Raw genomic sequence first — 17,742 nt, 5'->3', positions numbered from 1 at the left:
GGTTTTTTCCATTATGAGGATAACGCTTGTGCAAAACGATCCGCTTCATCCTGCAGCGTGCTTTCAATTTCTTTGTAACGGCTGGAAATCGTTGATGCGCTGACGCCGTATTTTTTCGCCAGTTTAGCTTGAGAAACGGACGCGCCGTTAAGAGAAATTGCGTTTACATAATATTCAACTGCCGCAGCAAAAGCTTCCGGCTTTCTGATGACAGGTGATTTTTTCTCGCAGAATGTTTTCCAAATGTCAATAACAGCTGGGATCAATTCAGTCGGATACTCTTCCCCGCTCATGCCTTCTTCAATAGCCGCAGCGGTTTCTTTCTCCAAATCGTTTGCCCACTCAACAGTGCTTACTTCCGCTTTCTCTGCTTGTGGCTCTTCATCTTTCTCAGCTAACAACGCGAACAGAACGTTGTTGAATTCCTGCTTCATGAAGTCCTCCGGCGTTTTGCCTTCCTTCACAGCGGCATCCGCATATTTCTTCACCTTGCTGATCAGCGCTCCTGTTCTCTTCACCGGGAAGATCGTGAACTGCATGAAGAATTCTGCTTTTTCCGCTTCGTGGATTGGATATCCAAGAATCAGGCTTCCCACTGGAGGAAGGTCTTGATTGCTGGCGTCCATTTCCACTTCGAATTGTTTTGCCGTAATGACATCTTCAAAGTGAATGATGCCTTCCTTCAGGTCCTTCAGCAGCAATAAAGCAGGCGTCATGCTCTGCCATGATTCTACGATCTCACGCGTTTTCGGACGAGTGATCGAATCGCCTTTTTTCTGAAGGTACTCTTCGAAGATTGTCTTCTCACCAGCAAGCGGGTGGAAGAAGATTCCCCAGATTCCTAAGTTAAATACGCTGATGTCTTTCGTCTGTCTGTCCATAGCAGAAAGAAAATCATGCTGGTTGATAAAGCCTGAAATGCTTTCTCTATGTACTGTGAAGGCATACTCCACTAAGTCTTCCTGAATTTGCTTCGCTTCTTTTGCCGCTAGTTCCGCCGGGAAGTCGACAACTTTACTTCCGCAGCATTTTTTATATTTCTTGCCGCTGCCGCATGGGCAAGGGGCATTTCGTTTCACTTTTCCCACAATAAACCCTCCGAATTCTGTTGTAACTTTTCTATTTTAACAAAAATAACTTCTGAGGGCTTGGTTTCGGGCTAAAAAAGAATTTGGTAATGTGATAAGCTGGCTGATTATGCCAATTTACCTATGACATTTTCACCAACTTTTGTGATTTAAGGCTTATCACCTATTCCCACTTTAGGCCCTTCTTTTTTACAATCATTAGGTATTTATTTAACATTTTAAGGAGTGTTTCTATTGGAACTAGCTGGTTTCATGCTGCGCGCCTGCGCGCTTGTACTTGATGTAATCATTGCCGCAGCAGTGATTTTGGCAGCCGGATTTACGTTTGGCGATGGGTCCGCCGGTGTCATTATTGTCGCCATATTGATGCTGATTGTGTATCCTTTGCTGATGCCGCTGACAAATTGGAAGGGCACACTGGGCAAAAAAATCATCGGGCTGCAAATCGTGAGGGACGAAACATATAAAAAAATATCCTTCCCGCAAGCCATTGTCCGTTACCTGATAGCGTGGGTGCATGTATTCTCCCGCCTGATCTATTTGACAGCCGCATTTACGAAGAAAAAACAAACCGTTCATGATATGGCGGCGAAAACCATTGTGCTAAAAGCAGAATAACCTTGAAGAATAGGACTCTTCAAGGTTATTTATCTCATTAGTTTGTATTCTGGCCCCCGCCGTTCAGCCCTTCTTTAATCAGGCTGTTGACTTGGCTGCTGTACAGAAGGCCGATGTGTCCAACGCCATGGATTTGAACGTTTCTAGCACCGTCTAATCTTGATAAATAATTCATGACAATCATATCGGCACTGCTGTAAATGGATGTGTATAAAATCTTTTGATTTGGATCTGTTCCCGGAAGCGCCTTGCCTGTCGTCAAACGGTTGGCGCCGCCAAGCGTCACGACGTTTTCAACTTTATTTCCGCCGTCCAGATTTTTTATGTAGTAAAGTGTGTTCGCGCCCCCCATGCTGTGAGCGACAATATCCACTTTTTTCGCACCCGTTTCATCTAAAACCTTTTGCACAAATCGTGACAATACCGGGCCATTGTTATAATTTGTGCCTGTCTTGTCCCAAAAATCAACTGCATACAGCTTGTCCCGCGACCAGCCCTGAGATACGAGATAGCTCTTAATTCCCGCAAAATTGAATGATGCCCCTCCAATGCCGTGAACCATAACGACTGGATTGTGTTCAGCGGCTTTTGCTGACGGCTGCAACGCAAACAGCGATGTAACAGACAGCATCAAAATTGTTACAAGTGCAATGATCCTTCTTTTTACAAATTTCATAATATCCTCCTTTTTTTGTAACAAATTCTCCAATTATATTACGTTACCAAATTAATTAAGTAAAGGGTAATTTTGGCTTATTTTTAAAGAAATTTTAAGATTCAGAGGTCATTATTGGTCCTAAAAAGCCAAAAAAAAGAAGGCTTATTGCCTTCTTTTCTTCAATACTCATTGAAATAAGCTTGGATTTTTTGAGGATCATTTGTTTTGGTAAGCGCAAGCATCAGCAACATCCGTGCTTTTTGGGGGTTTAAAGAGTTCGATGCCAGCAAGTCCTTTTCCGCATAGTCTTGGTTTGGTGTGACGACACCATTTCCCGTGCGGGTAGAGCGCACCACTGTAACGCCTTTTTTGACTGCGCTGTCCGCCCCTTTTTCGGCTGCATCAGATAAAGACCCGTTCCCAGAACCGGCAAATACAATCCCCTTTGCTCCGGCTTTTACAGCAGCGTCAAACAGGTAGCTTCCGTCATTTTGGTATCCATAGATAATGTCAACCTGCGGCAGCTCATCAAGATTAGAAACCGAGAAATCCGTGTCCTTCGTATGCTTACGGGTAATCTCATTATTAAAATAGATATCATCTGCAATTGTTCCGACGAAGCCCATTTCTTCTGATTTAAATGTATCTGTTGTAGTTGTGTTTGTTTTGGTGACATATCGGGCTGAGGCAATCCGGTCGTTAAGAACAACAAGCGTCCCTTTCCCTTTTGCCTCAGGGGCACCTGCCACTTTCACTGCATTGTACAGGTTAGAAGGCCCATCAGCGCTGATGGCTGTGGAAGGTCTCATCGAACCGACAATAACAACCGGTTTATCACTTTTCACGGTAAGATTCAAAAAATAAGCGGTTTCCTCCAATGTATCTGTTCCATGAGTCACGACGATTCCGTCTACATCATCTGAAGCGAGCAAGTGGTTGATGCGTTTCGCCAGCTTCAGCAATATTTTATTATCAATATTTGTGCTGCCGACGTTAACAATCTGCTCGCCGCTGACGTTTGCAATGTCTTTCATTTCTGGAACTGCCTCAATCAGTGATTCAACGCCGACAACACCTGCTTTATATTCAGTCGTTGAGGTTTTCGATTGATCGGCACCAGCTATCGTGCCTCCTGTCGCTAAAATTCTAATGTTTGGCAGACCTTTTTTTTCAGAGGCAGAAGCCGAAGAGACTTTTTGTGTCTGCGTTTTTTCTTTCGGGGATTCTTTTGTTTCAGGAGAATGTGAACATCCGGTAAAAACAAACAATAGTGCGGTAAAAAGTACGAGCATTCGTTGTTTTTTCATCTATTTCTCTCCTTACATCCATATGATGATTAATCATTGAACATTTTATCTATTCAGTCAAAAGATCAGTCAGCTTTTCTCTCAGTATTTTTTGTTGTCATATCCTTCTTTTTTTGTCTTTTCATACAATGAATTTTTCTTGACAATTGATGATTGAATCAAGATAATAGACCAGTCACTATATTTTTGATTGCAATTCAGTAAGGTGGGAATGTTATGAGTTATGGAGATTCCCGTGAGAAAATCCTTTCGGCAGCTACCCGGCTTTTTCAGCTGCAAGGGTATTACGGCACGGGGCTGAACCAGATTATAAAGGAAAGCGGTGCGCCTAAAGGCTCTCTTTACTACCACTTTCCCGGGGGTAAAGAACAGCTTGCGATCGAAGCCGTAAATGAGATGAAGGAGTATATCCGTCAGAAAATCGCGGACTGCATGGAAGCCTACACCGACCCAGCGGAAGGCATTCAAGCCTTTTTGAAGGAGCTCTCCTGCCAGTTTTCATGTACGGAAGACATTGAAGGCTTGCCTGTGGGCTTGCTAGCGGCTGAGACGTCATTGAAAAGCGAACCGTTGCGCGAAGCCTGTCATGAAGCCTACAAAGAATGGGCCTCTGTATATGAGGAAAAACTGCGGCAGACTGGCTGCAGCGAGAGCCGTGCAAAAGAAGCCAGCACTGTGGTTAACGCGATGATTGAAGGCGGTATTCTTTTATCTTTGACGGCAAAAAACAGTACGCCGCTCCTTCATATCTCCAGCTGCATTCCTGACCTGCTGAAGAGATAAAAAAACGACATCCTACATGCAGTTGATAGAGAGGGGAAATGATTTTGGAAACAACAGCTAAAGCATCTCAGCAATACAAAGTGATGCCGATTATGATTTCCTTGCTGTTGGCCGGTTTTATCGGCATGTTCAGTGAAACAGCACTGAATATTGCGTTAACCGACCTTATGAAGGAATTGAACATTACAGCGGCAACCGTCCAATGGTTAACGACGGGCTACCTGCTTGTACTCGGTATCCTTGTTCCTGTTTCAGGACTGCTGTTACAGTGGTTCACAACAAGACAGCTTTTTACCGTGTCACTAATCTTTTCAATTATAGGAACCTTGATCGCGGCGCTTGCGCCGAGCTTCTCGTTTTTATTAGCAGCAAGGATCGTTCAGGCACTTGGAACCGGTCTTTTACTGCCCCTAATGTTTAACACAATCTTGGTGATTTTCCCGCCTCATAAACGGGGCGCCGCAATGGGAACGATCGGTCTTGTCATTATGTTCGCGCCCGCCATCGGCCCAACTTTCTCAGGATTGGTTCTGGAGCACCTCAACTGGCACTGGATTTTCTGGATCTCTCTTCCATTCCTTGTGCTGGCGCTTGTGTTCGGTATCGCATATATGCAGAATGTATCTGAAACGACAAAGCCGAAAATCGATGTATTGTCTATCATCCTGTCGACGATTGGCTTCGGCGGCATTGTGTTCGGATTCAGCAACGCGGGTGAAGGCTCCGGGGGATGGTCCAGCCCGACTGTTATCGTGTCGCTGATTGTCGGCGTTGTCGGCCTTATCCTATTTTCAATCCGCCAGCTGACAATGAAGCAGCCGATGATGAACCTCCGTGCGTTCAAATACCCGATGTTTATTTTGGGTGTGATCATGGTGTTCATTTGTATGATGGTCATTCTGTCATCTATGCTGCTTCTGCCGATGTATCTGCAAGGCGGCTTAGTCCTGACTGCATTTGCATCTGGTCTTGTTCTCTTGCCGGGCGGTATTTTAAATGGATTTATGTCCCCTGTTACAGGCCGCTTGTTCGATAAATACGGGCCGAAATGGCTTGTCATTCCGGGATTTGTGATTGTCACAGTTGTACTATGGTTCTTCTCAAATGTAACGACCACTTCAACAGCTGTGCTGATTATCATCCTGCACACCTGCTTGATGATCGGGATTTCTATGATCATGATGCCTGCACAGACAAACGGTTTAAACCAACTGCCGCGTGAATTTTATCCAGACGGCACCGCCATTATGAACACGCTGCAGCAAATGGCCGGCGCTATCGGAACAGCGGTTGCGGTCAGCATTATGGCTGCAGGCCAGCATGATTATATGAGTACAGTTAAAAACCCTGCCGATCCGGCAGTCATCCCGCAAGCTTTGACAGCGGGTGTACAGCACGCATTTGTGTTTGCAATGATTGTTGCCATTATCGGTTTAATTGGCGCTTTCTTTATGAAGCGCGTGAAGGTAGATCATTAATATGAAAAGCCCCTGACTAATGTTCAGGGGCTTTTTTATGTTTACTTGTGGATCGTTTTCGCCGCGATTTCATCAATCGCGTGACGCATTTCCTCCTTCGTATTATAAAAATGGGGAGCGAGACGGATAACATTTTCCCGCGGCGCGCAAATCACTTTTTTCTTTTTCAGCAACGCCGCCGTTTCCGATGCCCGCTCATCCCGGATCGCAACCATGCCTGGCTGATCCCCACCTTGTGCCGCCGCCAGCTGCAGGCCTTTTTCAGCGGCATATTGAACTGCATCGGCACAGATCGTTTTCACATGATCCCTGATATGAGAAACCCCAATATGATTCAGCAGCGATAAAGCCGCTGCAGCTGCGTATACGCTGATAAAAGCTGGGGTGCCCGTTTGAAAACGGCGCGCGTCTTTTGCATAAGCCCCATCAAATCCGCTCTCTCTGCCGAACCAAGCTGATGCTTTCGGCTTCAGTGCGTCAGCCAGTTCCTTTCTCACATAAAGAAACGCCACACCCGGTATGCCGAGCAAATACTTCCGGGTGCCTGCTGCCAGCATATCTACGCCCCATTCCTTCACATCAATGGGAATATGCCCGGCTGATTGATAAGCATCTACAAACAATAAAGAGCCTTTTCTCTGAGAAATCTCGGCAATCGCTTTTATATCCTGAACATAGCCGTCACGATAATGAACGTGAGGAACACACGTCAGTACTGTTTCATCCGAAATATGCGTTTCATATTGTTCAAGCGGCAGCACGCCGTCTATTGATGGAATGACGGATACGGTATAATCGGAGTGTGCCTGCCAAACATGAGGCACCGCCGGAAAATCCATATCTGTATATACAACGTGCTTCTTTCCAAATGCAGTTAAGGACGATGCTACAGAAACCAGTGCATCAGAAACTGACGGCACAATCGCCACTTCATCCGGTTCAGCCCCGATCAGCTTTGCAAACTCGTTTCTCGCAAACTCTGTTTTTTCGATCGCTTCTTTCCAGTTCGTCCCCATATACAACAGGCTATCATGATAATCCTGAATCGCCCTTGATACAGGCTCTGCCAATGCGCTCTGAGAACAGCTGGCAAGCATCGTATGCGTCTGCAAGGTTGGGAATAAATGACGATACTGCTGCGGCAAATGCTCCATTATGATTCACTCCTTTACATTATTTTGATGAAAAACCCATAAATAAACAATAGAATAAAAGAAAAAGGAGATGGGAGAATGAGAAAAAAAGTGCTGATCACTGGCTTTGACCCTTTTGACAAAGAAACCGTCAATCCATCATGGGAAGCGGCGAAACGGCTTAATGGCTTCGAGACGGAAGAAGCCATAATTACAGCGGAACAAATTCCAACCGTCTTTAGATCCGCTCTGGGCACTCTGCGCCAAGCCATTCAAACACATCAGCCGGATATCGTAATTTGTGTCGGCCAAGCAGGAGGACGGATGCAGATTACACCGGAACGGGTGGCGATCAACCTTGCAGATGCGCGAATCCCCGATAACGAAGGACATCAGCCGATTGATGAAGAGATTTCTCCAGATGGGCCCGCCGCTTACTGGACAGGGCTTCCCGTGAAACGAATGACTGCTAAGATGAAGGAACATGGCATTCCAGCTGCGGTTTCCTACACAGCAGGGACCTTTGTATGCAACTATTTGTTCTACGGGTTAATGGATCACATTAGCCGGACATCCCCGCACATTCGCGGCGGTTTTATTCATATTCCTTACATTCCGGAGCAAACAATCGACAAAACAGCGCCGAGCCTCAGCCTGGACACGATTGTCCGGGCATTGAGAATCGCCGCTGTTACGGCCGCACAATATGATGAGGATGTGAAGTCACCGGGCGGTACGCTGCACTAAGCGGCCGCCGCTGTTTCTTCCCTCAGCCTCTTTTTATAGACAAACGCCGATAGGGTGACACTCACTTCAAACAGGACAAGAAGCGGGATCATCACGAGAAAATCAGAAATAAAATCAGGCGGTGTAATTAATATAGATACGACAATCAGCAGAAAATAGGACAGCTTTCTCGCTTTGGCCAGTCTGTAAGGATTTAAGATACCCAGCCTTGTTAAAAACATCACTACCAAGGGCATCTCAAACAAGAAGCCGAACGGCAGGCTCAAATTCACCATAAACCTAAAGTAGCGGTCAGCCGTAAACATCGTTTCAAAGTGGCCGGAGGATAAATGAGTCAAAAAGCTGAGCACGATCGGAAACAAGACAAAGTATCCGAAGGAGATGCCCGCCAAAAACAACGCAAATAAACCTGGTATGTACATGAGCGTCACCTTGCGCTCCATTTTCGTCAGCGCCGGTGCAACGAAACGCCACAGCTGGTACGCGGCAACAGGGATAGAAGCCGCAATGGCACAAATGCCGGAAAGCATCATATACACCCAGAGGATTTCACTCGGCCCAAGCACAGCCAGCTTTCCATCCAAATCCCTGATCAGCCAGTCATAAATGTCCTGTACGAACAAAAAAGCCGTGATGAGAAATAGAAAAAATGCCGCAAGGGTGACGATAATCCGGCGGCGAAGCTCTTCTAAATGCCCGATCAGATGGGTTTCTTTTTTATCCATTCAAAAAAGCCCTCCCTTTCATAAAAAAAGAGGCAGACCCGGTGTCTGCCTCATCAACATTCAGCCCGCGTTTTTGTCCTGCTTTACCGCTGTCAGCTCAGCTGATTTCTCTTCTTTTTCATCACCAGACACAAGTGATTTTGTGGCGCTTTTAAATTCCAGCAGTGTCCGTCCGGCAGCACGCCCGATTTCCGGCAGCTTGGAAGGGCCAAAAATAATGAGGGCGATGACAAAGATCAGAATCAAGCCCGGTATTCCAATGTTTGAAAACATAATTTCCACTCCTTAATTCGTGATTTTTGCCCGCTTCTTAATCATTTGTTTTTCGTGGGCTTTGTTGTGCGCAAAGAAACGATCCTCTTCGACCTCATCGGATTGCTTCACCCCGCCTTGGATTGTTGTGGATGATACCTTTCTCAACCCAGTTTGGTCTTTCTGGTAAACGAATGAAGCCCTCGTGGAAATGGCTGCGCCCGGCTCGGTCACAAACGGCATCACCCGATAATCGGCTTTCCACTGGTGAGGCGTCACTGTACAGCGGACATATCCGCGATAGTCGTTAAAGAACTTGATGTGCGGATTTTCTTTTAAAATTTGGTCCGTATCCGCTCGCTTATCGGCGCCGTTCCCTCCGGAAGTGATCGAGGTTCCGACAAATTCGGCTCCGAATATTTTTGAACTTGTCTTCTCGAAATCGACATGCAAGTTCGATGCCCAGCTTGCGTGTACATCACCTGTCAGTACGACAACATTATTCAGATTTTTGCTTTTAATGAAATTGATCACCCGTTCGCGCTGAGCCGGGTAGCCGTCCCACGAATCCATGCTGTAGATCGGGCTTGCGCTTGTCCCGAAATTCCACTTGGCAAAGAAAATCTGCTGCGCCAGCACATTCCAGTGGGCTGTCGAACTGCCCAAATTGTTGAAGAGCCACTGCTCCTGTTCTTTTCCAAGCAGGGTCCGATTCGGATTGCGCGATTCATCAGAAGGCGGCTTATTGCCGTCGTTATTGGCTTGGTCGTCCCTGTACTGGCGGGTATCAAGCACATTGAAGGACGCCAGGTTTCCGTACGTAAAGTGCCGGTACAGCTGCATATCTGGGCCATTCGGCAAAGAGGAAATGCGGAGCGGCATATGTTCATAGTATGCCTGGTATGCTGCCGCGCGGCGGAGCACGAATGCTTCAACCGACTGTCCTTTTTCAGGTATTTTATTGGCATAGTTGTTTTCAACTTCATGGTCATCCCAAGTTACAACCCAAGGGAATGCCGCATGTGCAGCTTTAAGATTGGCGTCAGAACGGTATTGAGCGTGACGGTTCCGATAGTCTTGCAGCGTAATGATTTCCGCGCTGTTGTGCGTGCGGACATTGCCTGTTTTTGATACATATTCATTTGGGCCGTATTCATATATGTAATCACCGAGATGGAAGACAAGATCAAGCTTTTCCTTTGCCATATGCTTGTAGGCCGTATAATATCCGTGCTCATATTGCTGGCAGGAAGCAAATGCAAAGGTCATTTGCGGTACATTGGCGCCAGGGGCAGGCAGTGTTTTTGTTTTTCCGACAGGGCTTAGTTCATGTCCGGTTTTGAAACGGTAATAGTACACTTTGTTCGGCTCAAGCCCGTCTGCTTCCACATGAACGGAATGGGCAAGACTCGGTTTAGCCATTTCAGTGCCTTTTCTTACGATTTTGCGGAAATGCTCATCCTTTGCGACCTCCCATTTGACAGGCACGGCTTGCTTCGGCATTCCTCCGCCGTTCAGCGGATCTGGTGCCAGGCGCGTCCAGAGCACGACACTGTCAGAAAGCGGATCACCTGACGCTACCCCTAATGTAAACGGATAGCTTGAGAATTTAGGCGCAGCATTTACTTCAAAAGCCCCAACCGACTGGGCAATCGTTAATCCAAGAGAAAGTCCTGCAATCTTCCCCGCTCCTTGAATAAATTTGCGGCGGTCAAACGTATTGTTTTGAAAGCTTTCCTCTTTCAGTTTCTGTACCCATTCATCAAAACGACTGTCGTATGCCATTCAAGATCCCCTCTCTCCTCATTGATCGTCTCCATTATAGGAAATCGTTGTTAAACGACTGTGAAGAAGTGTGAACCGATTGTAAGCGCTGAACATCAAAAACAGGTCTTCCCTCACAAGCCTGCCGCTGAAACATGCCGAAAGCTGGCTGAATGACGCGTTTTCTGCATATCCTGTCGTTTGCAAGCCGCCCATTCGGACTATTTTTCTTCACATGATCTTAAAAAAACAAAAACACCGAGCCATTTCGCAGAATGGCTCAGTGCCTTATCAGTTATTTCGAAAACAATCTGCTGAAAAAGCCCTTCTTTTTCGGCTTTTCAGCAGGAGGCTCTTGTTCTCTTACAATCCCTTTTTCCTTCGCTTCTTTCAGCCAAAATGGAAATTCAGCAAGCAGAGCATCATAAAGCTCATCATCAGAAATGCGGTCAATCTCTTCGATATGCAGGAAATTCGTGTTATCAGTGACACGCCCTTCTAACGTATCCAGTTTATTGAGAAAATCAAAGTTTCCGTTTCCGATGCCGACAAACTGCCAGAACACCGGTTTATCAGAAGAAGCTTCAATTATCGGTTTGATTGACTTTTTACAGCCCCCGTCATTGATAAAAACAATGAAAGCAGGATACGAGCTCGGTTCCTCCGCAACATATTTGCGCAGCACGTCCTTCATGACTGGCGGCTCATCATTTCTGCCGAATTTATGCAAGCGGTCATTATTTAAAATTTCACGATCGACATAGCCCGAAAAATCCTTTTCTGAAACTGGCTTTAATCGGGAAAATTCATTATCATACACCCATACATCCAGCAAACCGTTATCATCAAACTGATCAGCCACTGCCAAAATCCGCTCCACCACATTTTGAACCGTCCCGTTTTTGTAGAGCGGTCTCATCGATCCCGTAATATCAAGAACCAGTCCGACACGAGCCGTCACCTTCGTTAACTGCTTTTTCTCCAGTACGATCTTTACACTTTTCTTTTGCAGGTCAATTGTTGCCATTCTGTCATCTCCGTCAGCTCTTTTTTCTTCGATTATCTCACAGGAATATTTTCCATTGCATCTTTTCAAAGAAAAACACCGTTCAACTTGAACGGTGTCCTGTCTCTAAAATGTGTTATATACATTTTCACACGTCTCCGCCGTCGGCTGATAAAAGCAGTGTGACTTAAATCTGGCCACAAACGGCTGGTTATACCACTGGGCTGGACAGTCCCCCTCCGGCCTGAAATACCATAAACTAAATTTTGCAGGCCAGCGCCTTTCACCATTAATCGACCGGCGTGCAAGGGCACGCTCGCTATCCCGCGCTCTTTGATAAAAATATCCATGAGTCACAGCCTCAAACGCGTGTGGCTGATAAATCATCTGCCTGATGGTGCGGAGGCCTTTAAAATCTGAGCAATTCGCCCGCAGCCGATTAATTCCAACGTTGCCGACAAGCAGCATCCCCTGCTTGCCTTCACCTTCCGCTTCCGCTCTGAGCAGCCTTGCCATCAAATCGACATCCGCACTCGTTGCTCTCACGACCGCCATCACGTCACCTCCCCTTGATCTCTTTTCATCATATTTCATTACTTCTGAAGTGATGACGGAGGGACAGGAGAAGTTTTTAAATTTATTCATCTAAAAACAGCAAACATAATGGGCTGTTGGGCATCAAAGCAGCGTCCGGTGCAGTACAAGCTTCACATTTCCGCTGTCGAAGCGCCGCAGCCTCAATTCCTGGATTCACATCATTGACCCCTCCCCAGCAGATTTGCACCCGCCTCCGAAAAAAAATAAGGTTTAACTTTTTACATTTGAGGAATTATACATAACAAATCAAATGACAAAAGGAGGAATTGTAATGACACATGTGAAAGCGCTCGCTATTAAAGGTATTATGACGATTATTGTGTTGTATGTGGTGCTTGGTCTGGGCTTTGGGTTCACGTTTGGTGATACGCTGCTAATGACGATTGTGTTAGGGGTTATTTCTTATTTACTGGGCGACCTTTATGTATTGCCGAAATGGAATAATATGATTGCAACTTTGGCTGATTTTGGTTTGGCCTTTCTCGTGATCTGGCTGATGGGCATGCCGCTTTCTATGGGGATGACTGGCGGTGAAGTTGCATTGGCGGCTTTATTCGGCGCGATCGTCATGGCAATCGGTGAATATTGCTTCCATTTCTATATGATGAGCAAAGAGATTGGCAAGAAGCATTATCTTGAAACAAGAACAGACTCATAATGGAAAGGCCGGTGCTGACAGCATCGGCCTTTTATACATATTGGGCGCCTTTGTTTACGCATCCTGCTTGTCCGCATTCCTGATCGCCATGTAGGAAAAGAACAATCCGAATGCCGCTAACGATAACGGGATATACACAACAGATGAAATCGAGAAGCCCGGACTTGTTGAGCTGATGAGCATCACAATTACTACAGATGAAATGATGGTCGCCGGAACCGAGTGTCTACGCATCCCAAAAAAGATGGGAACTAAACTGGTTCCAGCGGCGCCAAAAGCGAAAACCGCCATTTTGACCGCCTGTTGAGAAATGATCTCGGAAGTAAGCTCTCCCGGTATGAAATGGTAGATCGAGTTCAGCCAAAAGAAACCGGCGGCTATGAGTATATTTGAAAGTAAAATCGTGATAAACGTCAGTCCGCCCGCGATCATGAGCTTAGCGGTGAGCAGCTTTTTACGGCTGATCGGGTACGTGAACATCACAAGAATGGTTTTGTTTTTATATTCCGAAATCACCAATTTTACGATCAGCACAGCGCCAAATACGATAAATACCGCTCTGACGAAGGTACCGATGATGAGGAATGCTTCATCCGTACTTTGGAACGAAACCCCGCCATCGGCTTTTTCGGAATAACTGATCAGCCACATAAAACCCATAATGATCACGTTGGCAATAAGGGCACCTCTGATATACCAGCCCATTTTCATTTTTCTTAATTCGATTCTGATCAAATTCATCAACGTGTCTCTCCTCCTTTACGCACTGATGCTATTGCCGTTGATCAATTTGATAAAATAATCCTCCAGCGACGTATACTTTTTGTTCATTGATTCAATGTCTACATCATTTAAAATCAATGCTTTGGATATGGCAGCCTGAGAGGCTTCAGCCTCGTAAATTCGGATTGTTTTCTCATTTAAAATTTTAAAGTTGGTTAATTGCAGCTCTTTCTCAAGAACAAAGCAGGCCTTTGTCTGATTCGATGTAACAAGCTCGATGTATTCAGTGTTCTGGCCCCTGACATCCTCCATTGATACCTCTTCAAGCAGTCTGCCGTCCCGAATGACGCCGATCGTGTCCGCAATTTGTTCGATTTCACTCAGTAAGTGGCTTGAGATCAGCAGTGTCATCCCGTACTCTTTGCTCAGCACTTGAAACAATTGCCTGATCTTTTTAATGCCGATAGGGTCAAGACCATTCACCGGCTCATCCAAAATGAGCAGGTCCGGCTTCGTGAGGATGGCACGCGCAATTCCAAGGCGCTGCTTCATTCCGAGGGAAAAGGTTTTGACGGGTTTTTTGTCGATTTGTTTTAAATTCACCATATCCAGCACTTCTTGTATGGCTTTTTTATTGTGGTATCCCATATATTCACAATGCAGATCTAAATTTTCTTCAGCTGTCAGGTTTTCATAAAAAATCGGATATTCAATCATGCTGCCGATGTTCCCCAGCACCTCATATGACGTGTGGGTGAACTTGTTCCCAAGAATGATGATTTCACCGCTTGTCGGTTTGACAAGGCTCGTCAGCATTTTCATAATGGTTGTTTTCCCCGCGCCGTTCGGGCCGAGAAAGCCGTAGATTTCACCTTTTTTAATATGCATGCTGACATTGGATACGACCTCTATGCCCTGATACGTTTTGGTCAGCCCGTTTGTTTGTACGATATAAGTCAACTTTGTTTCTCCTTCCCTCTCTTTTCCTGTTTTCTATTGTAGCGGCGAGCCCTGTCATTTTTATTTCTCAAACCTTAAGAAATTCTTACGATTAATATGTCATGCGTTTCAATGTGATCGTAAATGCAGTCCGTTCGTACGGCTTGCTTTGGACGGATATCGTGCCTCCCATTTTTTCTGTAAGCCGTTTTGTGATGGTTAAACCCAGGCCGCTTCCTTGAAATGCTTTATTTCTGGATTCTTCAAGTGTGTACAGCCTCTCAAACACCCGCTGCTGATCGGTTTCACTAATCCCTTTTCCGCGATCCCATACGGTGATGGCGATGTTCCTCTCATCATAAGACAGCGTCAGCCCGATTAACTTGCCGGCCGCGCCATATTGAATCGCATTGGACAATAGGTTTTGCAGGATTCTGTCCAGAGCCTCTTCATTCGCCTGCGCATACACCGGCGTATCCGGGATATCGATGGCTGCTTGAAAGCCTTTTGACTGAACAGCGTCATAATAGTGCAGGATATTTCTTTTGCATATGTCATTCATATGTACTTTGGTGATCGGGATCTCTTTATCTTCAGATTCTAATTTCGCTAAATCAAAAAAGGAGTTGATCATCTGAATGAGTTCATTTGTTTTCTGGCGGAGCTTCTCCAGCAATCTTTCCCGCTCTTCGTCCGGCATGTTCGGATCACTTTGAATCGCTTCGATATAACCAAGAATGACTGTTAACGGCGTTTTCAGGTCGTGCGACATATTGGTCAGCATCCGCTTCATGGATTGCTCTGTTTTGGCAAATTGGGCGCTGATCTGCTGACGATTCTCAACGATAAGATTGATGTTAACAAGCAAGCCTTTGAGCGTATGATCGTCTGTAGGAAGCAAAATTTGCCCTGCCGAATCCCGGCTGAGCATGTAGCTAAGCTGGTCAGCCGTGTAAGCCAGATTCCCGTCCCGCTTCTTTTTCATTATGAATTGAATCACATTCAGACACGCCAGAGCGATGACAGCGGCCACCCATAGCACTGTCATTCTAAAACTCTCCTAATTTATAACCGATGCCCCATAGCGTTTTAATATATTGAGGGGAGGAGGGGTCATCCTCAATCTTTTCTCTGAGCCGCCGCATATGTACGTTAATGATGTTCTGATCATCAAAGTACTCTTCATTCCAGACGGAACGGTAGATTTGTTCTTTCGTAAACACTTTTTTAGGATTTGATGCAAATAAGCACAGCAGCTGCCATTCTGTTGACGTCAGCTGGAGCGGTTCTCCGTTTTTCAAAACGGACACATTGTCTACGTCTATCGCAAGCTGGTGAATCCAGATCACCTTATTCACAGCCGGCTCCTCTGCCGAATATTGCGTCGCCCGCCGTATCGCGGCTTTTACTCTGGCTGTCAGCTCAATCATCGAAAACGGTTTGGCGATATAATCATCCGCCCCAAAGCCCAGTCCCAATGCCTTGTCCACATCTCCGTCTTTTGCCGAAATCATTAAGACCGGTATATTGCTTTTTTCCCGGATGATTTTCAGAAAATCCATGCCGTTCAGCTTCGGGAGCATGATATCAAGGAGGACCAAATCGTATGAACCCTGCTGAAACAGCCGGATGCCCTCTTCTCCGTCGAAAGCATGCACAATTCCAAAGCCTTCTTTTGTTAAATAATGATCGACCATTTCACTGATTGAGTGGTCGTCTTCTACAAGCAATATGCGCTGCATCTTCTCACCTAACCTTTACAAAATCAAAAAACACACACGTAATTACACTTATTGTAATTGAAAAACGTATGCGTTTTATAAAAATTATTCATTTTTTCCTGTTTTCAGCTTCCTGTATTCCATGCCCGTAATGACAAAGAATACAGCAGTGCATCCAATGACTTGAATAAGCCGAAGCCGTTCACCGAGAAATAAAGCTCCATAGAAAATCGTCAGGATAGGCCCTGCCATTGAAATGGCGGCGGCTCGCTGTGCCCCGATTCGTTTTATGCCCTCAAGCATTAGCACAAATGGAATCACAGTGGTCACGACTGCAATTACCGCGAACAAACCATACATAGAAAGCGGATATGCTGCGATTGGCGTATTCATGCCAGCCGCCGATTTTATCCCTGTGTAAAGCATCATGGCAGCTCCAGCAGCTGTCATCCCGTATGCATTGAGACGGATCCCCCCGATTTGATGGACGAGATGCCCGGAAAGGACAAGATAACCAGCATAGACGGCCGAAGATAACAAAATGAATACAGCTCCAATCATATTCGCCTGGAAAAGCTCAGCATTCCAGCCGCCCAGCGCCAAGAAAAGCCCAAACATGACCGCCAGAACTGCGAAAAGGTCCTGAATTGAGGACATTTTCCGGTCACGACACGCGGTGAATCCAAACACAAACAACGGATAGCTCATCAGCAATATACGTTCAACCATTGCGGATACATGGTTCAGCCCGATAAAATCAAGCAAGGGAGACAGAAAAAAACAAAACACTCCCGCGCCACAAGCCTTCCATAGGTCTCCTTTTTTCTTACCGTCTGGCATTGGAGGACGGTATATTAAAAAAATCAGCCAAAACAGCGGAACAGCCAGCAGCTGCCTGTATAGCAGCACGGCATCTGGCTCAGCACCCATTTGGTATGCCCATTTTATCCAAATCGATTTAGACGCAAAACAAACTGTTCCGATCAGCAAAAAAATCGTACCTGCTGCGGCCTCACGAATCTTACTCTGCTCTTCTGCTCTCATCTCAGCTCAGCTTTTCTCCTTTACTTATTCAAATGCTTTTGGATAAAATCCAGAAGCGTATATCCTTGAGCAGTCAGAATAACACCTTTTCCGTTGCAGGCCGGGCAAGGTGTTCCTTCGATTTCTCCCGCTCTTTCACATTTAGGACATGCGACCTCAAGATCATCAGTTGCAATGACCATTTGATATCCTCCTTTCTAACTCATCTGCTATGCCACCACCAGCCATCGTCCATTGGCCGTCACCTCCTTTAAGAAACACAAAAACCCCCGTCCTATGCAAAGGACGAGGGTCTCGCGGTACCACCTTTATTAACAGCTATACAGCCGTTCACTCTAAGTACAGAAAACCTATGTTTCGATACTCCTCTCTTGGTAACGGGGAGAGAAACCCGGCATCGCCTACTATCCGTTCAGCAAAGCAATTCAGAAGCCCATTCGGCATCAGGAGAGGATCGGTTCACACCTGCCACCGACTCTCTGAACCTCCATTCTGATGCGT

22 protein-coding genes and 1 other annotated feature (1 of these 23 cut by a window edge) are annotated in these 17,742 nt (G+C 45.9%); of the genes, 6 read left to right on the top strand and 16 right to left on the bottom strand.

Annotation, left to right across the window (positions count from 1 at the left end; all coding sequences use genetic code 11):
* Positions 1-11: 11 nt before the first annotated feature.
* On the bottom strand, positions 12-1,088 hold the full coding sequence (locus MHH82_RS38345; RefSeq protein ID WP_015715193.1) for a helix-turn-helix domain-containing protein: 1,077 nt from the start codon (positions 1,086-1,088) through the stop codon (positions 12-14).
* 234 nt (positions 1,089-1,322) lie between these two features.
* Here MHH82_RS38345 and MHH82_RS38340 point away from each other — a divergent pair, with 234 nt between their 5' ends.
* Positions 1,323-1,706: an RDD family protein gene (locus MHH82_RS38340; protein ID WP_015715192.1), complete on the top strand. Its 384-nt coding sequence runs from the start codon at positions 1,323-1,325 to the stop codon at positions 1,704-1,706.
* Positions 1,707-1,743: 37 nt separating this feature from the next.
* Here MHH82_RS38340 and lipA read toward each other — a convergent pair whose 3' ends face one another.
* Entirely contained in the window at positions 1,744-2,382 is a 639-nt protein-coding gene (lipA, locus tag MHH82_RS38335) for a lipase LipA (RefSeq protein ID WP_015715191.1), read from the bottom strand.
* A gap of 161 nt (positions 2,383-2,543) precedes the next feature.
* A complete protein-coding gene (gene ansZ / locus MHH82_RS38330; RefSeq protein WP_003234769.1) occupies positions 2,544-3,671 on the bottom strand; it encodes an asparaginase AnsZ in 1,128 nt (375 codons plus the stop codon).
* A 216-nt stretch (positions 3,672-3,887) separates the two neighbouring features.
* On the opposite strand from ansZ, the gene lmrA reads away from it, so the two are divergent.
* Positions 3,888-4,454, top strand: a complete 567-nt coding sequence (gene lmrA, locus MHH82_RS38325) for a transcriptional regulator LmrA (RefSeq protein ID WP_003234771.1) — start codon at positions 3,888-3,890, stop codon at positions 4,452-4,454.
* Between the two features lie 38 nt (positions 4,455-4,492).
* A complete protein-coding gene (gene lmr(B) / locus MHH82_RS38320) occupies positions 4,493-5,932 on the top strand; it encodes a lincomycin efflux MFS transporter Lmr(B) (RefSeq protein WP_003234772.1) in 1,440 nt (479 codons plus the stop codon).
* A gap of 41 nt (positions 5,933-5,973) precedes the next feature.
* Here lmr(B) and MHH82_RS38315 read toward each other — a convergent pair whose 3' ends face one another.
* On the bottom strand, positions 5,974-7,086 hold the full coding sequence (locus MHH82_RS38315) for an aminotransferase class V-fold PLP-dependent enzyme (RefSeq protein WP_015715189.1): 1,113 nt from the start codon (positions 7,084-7,086) through the stop codon (positions 5,974-5,976).
* A 78-nt stretch (positions 7,087-7,164) separates the two neighbouring features.
* On the opposite strand from MHH82_RS38315, the gene pcp reads away from it, so the two are divergent.
* Complete coding sequence (pcp, locus tag MHH82_RS38310; RefSeq protein ID WP_015715188.1) at positions 7,165-7,812, top strand: pyroglutamyl-peptidase I; 648 nt, start codon at positions 7,165-7,167, stop codon at positions 7,810-7,812.
* Here the strand turns inward: pcp and tatC are convergent.
* From tatC to cwlJ, 6 genes are all read right to left on the bottom strand, one after another.
* Positions 7,809-8,537, bottom strand: a complete 729-nt coding sequence (gene tatC / locus MHH82_RS38305) for a twin-arginine translocase subunit TatC (protein ID WP_003234779.1) — start codon at positions 8,535-8,537, stop codon at positions 7,809-7,811. The genes pcp and tatC overlap by 4 nt on opposite strands.
* Before the next feature lie 60 nt (positions 8,538-8,597).
* Positions 8,598-8,810 (bottom strand): sec-independent protein translocase protein TatAD, encoded by a 213-nt coding sequence (tatAD, locus tag MHH82_RS38300; RefSeq protein ID WP_003223835.1) that lies wholly within the window; start codon positions 8,808-8,810, stop codon positions 8,598-8,600.
* A 12-nt stretch (positions 8,811-8,822) separates the two neighbouring features.
* Complete coding sequence (gene phoD / locus MHH82_RS38295; RefSeq protein WP_014475691.1) at positions 8,823-10,574, bottom strand: alkaline phosphatase PhoD; 1,752 nt, start codon at positions 10,572-10,574, stop codon at positions 8,823-8,825.
* 18 nt (positions 10,575-10,592) lie between these two features.
* Positions 10,593-10,769 carry a hypothetical protein gene (locus MHH82_RS38290; RefSeq protein ID WP_015715187.1) on the bottom strand — a complete coding sequence of 59 codons (177 nt, stop codon included), beginning with the start codon at positions 10,767-10,769 and terminating at the stop codon, positions 10,593-10,595.
* Between the two features lie 79 nt (positions 10,770-10,848).
* Complete coding sequence (locus tag MHH82_RS38285) at positions 10,849-11,580, bottom strand: vWA domain-containing protein (RefSeq protein ID WP_041520541.1); 732 nt, start codon at positions 11,578-11,580, stop codon at positions 10,849-10,851.
* A 105-nt stretch (positions 11,581-11,685) separates the two neighbouring features.
* Positions 11,686-12,114, bottom strand: a complete 429-nt coding sequence (gene cwlJ / locus MHH82_RS38280) for a cell wall hydrolase CwlJ (RefSeq protein ID WP_015715185.1) — start codon at positions 12,112-12,114, stop codon at positions 11,686-11,688.
* 313 nt (positions 12,115-12,427) lie between these two features.
* On the opposite strand from cwlJ, the gene MHH82_RS38275 reads away from it, so the two are divergent.
* Positions 12,428-12,814, top strand: a complete 387-nt coding sequence (locus MHH82_RS38275; protein ID WP_019712574.1) for a YndM family protein — start codon at positions 12,428-12,430, stop codon at positions 12,812-12,814.
* Positions 12,774-12,908, top strand: a complete 135-nt coding sequence (locus MHH82_RS38270) for a hypothetical protein (protein ID WP_119122840.1) — start codon at positions 12,774-12,776, stop codon at positions 12,906-12,908. The genes MHH82_RS38275 and MHH82_RS38270 overlap by 41 nt, the downstream gene beginning before the upstream one ends.
* On the opposite strand, the gene MHH82_RS38265 is transcribed toward MHH82_RS38270, so the two are convergent.
* The 6 genes from MHH82_RS38265 to rtpA all read right to left on the bottom strand — a co-directional run bounded on the left by MHH82_RS38265 (position 12,869) and on the right by rtpA (position 17,423).
* Positions 12,869-13,555, bottom strand: coding sequence for an ABC transporter permease (locus MHH82_RS38265; RefSeq protein WP_080121049.1), 687 nt, complete (start codon positions 13,553-13,555; stop codon positions 12,869-12,871). The two genes, MHH82_RS38270 and MHH82_RS38265, sit on opposite strands and share 40 nt — an antisense overlap.
* An 18-nt stretch (positions 13,556-13,573) precedes the next feature.
* Positions 13,574-14,497, bottom strand: a complete 924-nt coding sequence (locus MHH82_RS38260; RefSeq protein WP_340796513.1) for an ABC transporter ATP-binding protein — start codon at positions 14,495-14,497, stop codon at positions 13,574-13,576.
* A 91-nt stretch (positions 14,498-14,588) separates the two neighbouring features.
* Entirely contained in the window at positions 14,589-15,524 is a 936-nt protein-coding gene (ycbM, locus tag MHH82_RS38255; RefSeq protein ID WP_046380758.1) for a two-component system sensor histidine kinase YcbM, read from the bottom strand.
* Position 15,525: 1 nt separating this feature from the next.
* The gene (gene ycbL / locus MHH82_RS38250) at positions 15,526-16,206 is read right to left on the bottom strand and encodes a two-component system response regulator YcbL (RefSeq protein WP_340797478.1); all 681 of its coding nucleotides are present in this window, start codon (positions 16,204-16,206) and stop codon (positions 15,526-15,528) included.
* 96 nt (positions 16,207-16,302) lie between these two features.
* On the bottom strand, positions 16,303-17,241 hold the full coding sequence (locus tag MHH82_RS38245; protein WP_340796509.1) for a DMT family transporter: 939 nt from the start codon (positions 17,239-17,241) through the stop codon (positions 16,303-16,305).
* Between the two features lie 20 nt (positions 17,242-17,261).
* Positions 17,262-17,423 carry an anti-TRAP regulator gene (gene rtpA / locus MHH82_RS38240; RefSeq protein WP_340796507.1) on the bottom strand — a complete coding sequence of 54 codons (162 nt, stop codon included), beginning with the start codon at positions 17,421-17,423 and terminating at the stop codon, positions 17,262-17,264.
* Between the two features lie 96 nt (positions 17,424-17,519).
* Positions 17,520-17,742 (bottom strand) — a binding site (T-box leader); it runs 25 nt beyond the window's last position.

This window comes from Bacillus sp. FSL K6-6540, assembly GCF_038007545.1.
This window is presented reverse-complemented; position numbering and strand designations above follow the sequence as displayed.

What these genes read in the sequence shown, in the direction of transcription:
- MHH82_RS38290 (WP_015715187.1), bottom strand. Translation starts at nt 10,769, where the DNA reads ATGGGCGGCTTGCAAACGACAGGATATGCAGAAAACGCGTCATTCAGC.
- cwlJ (WP_015715185.1), bottom strand. Translation starts at nt 12,114, where the DNA reads ATGGCGGTCGTGAGAGCAACGAGTGCGGATGTCGATTTGATGGCAAGG.
- MHH82_RS38265 (WP_080121049.1), bottom strand. Translation starts at nt 13,555, where the DNA reads ATGAATTTGATCAGAATCGAATTAAGAAAAATGAAAATGGGCTGGTAT.
- MHH82_RS38275 (WP_019712574.1), top strand. Translation starts at nt 12,428, where the DNA reads ATGACACATGTGAAAGCGCTCGCTATTAAAGGTATTATGACGATTATT.
- lmrA (WP_003234771.1), top strand. Translation starts at nt 3,888, where the DNA reads ATGAGTTATGGAGATTCCCGTGAGAAAATCCTTTCGGCAGCTACCCGG.
- phoD (WP_014475691.1), bottom strand. Translation starts at nt 10,574, where the DNA reads ATGGCATACGACAGTCGTTTTGATGAATGGGTACAGAAACTGAAAGAG.
- ansZ (WP_003234769.1), bottom strand. Translation starts at nt 3,671, where the DNA reads ATGAAAAAACAACGAATGCTCGTACTTTTTACCGCACTATTGTTTGTT.
- rtpA (WP_340796507.1), bottom strand. Translation starts at nt 17,423, where the DNA reads ATGGTCATTGCAACTGATGATCTTGAGGTCGCATGTCCTAAATGTGAA.
- lipA (WP_015715191.1), bottom strand. Translation starts at nt 2,382, where the DNA reads ATGAAATTTGTAAAAAGAAGGATCATTGCACTTGTAACAATTTTGATG.
- MHH82_RS38245 (WP_340796509.1), bottom strand. Translation starts at nt 17,241, where the DNA reads ATGAGAGCAGAAGAGCAGAGTAAGATTCGTGAGGCCGCAGCAGGTACG.
- ycbM (WP_046380758.1), bottom strand. Translation starts at nt 15,524, where the DNA reads ATGACAGTGCTATGGGTGGCCGCTGTCATCGCTCTGGCGTGTCTGAAT.
- tatAD (WP_003223835.1), bottom strand. Translation starts at nt 8,810, where the DNA reads ATGTTTTCAAACATTGGAATACCGGGCTTGATTCTGATCTTTGTCATC.
- MHH82_RS38315 (WP_015715189.1), bottom strand. Translation starts at nt 7,086, where the DNA reads ATGGAGCATTTGCCGCAGCAGTATCGTCATTTATTCCCAACCTTGCAG.
- MHH82_RS38285 (WP_041520541.1), bottom strand. Translation starts at nt 11,580, where the DNA reads ATGGCAACAATTGACCTGCAAAAGAAAAGTGTAAAGATCGTACTGGAG.
- pcp (WP_015715188.1), top strand. Translation starts at nt 7,165, where the DNA reads ATGAGAAAAAAAGTGCTGATCACTGGCTTTGACCCTTTTGACAAAGAA.
- tatC (WP_003234779.1), bottom strand. Translation starts at nt 8,537, where the DNA reads ATGGATAAAAAAGAAACCCATCTGATCGGGCATTTAGAAGAGCTTCGC.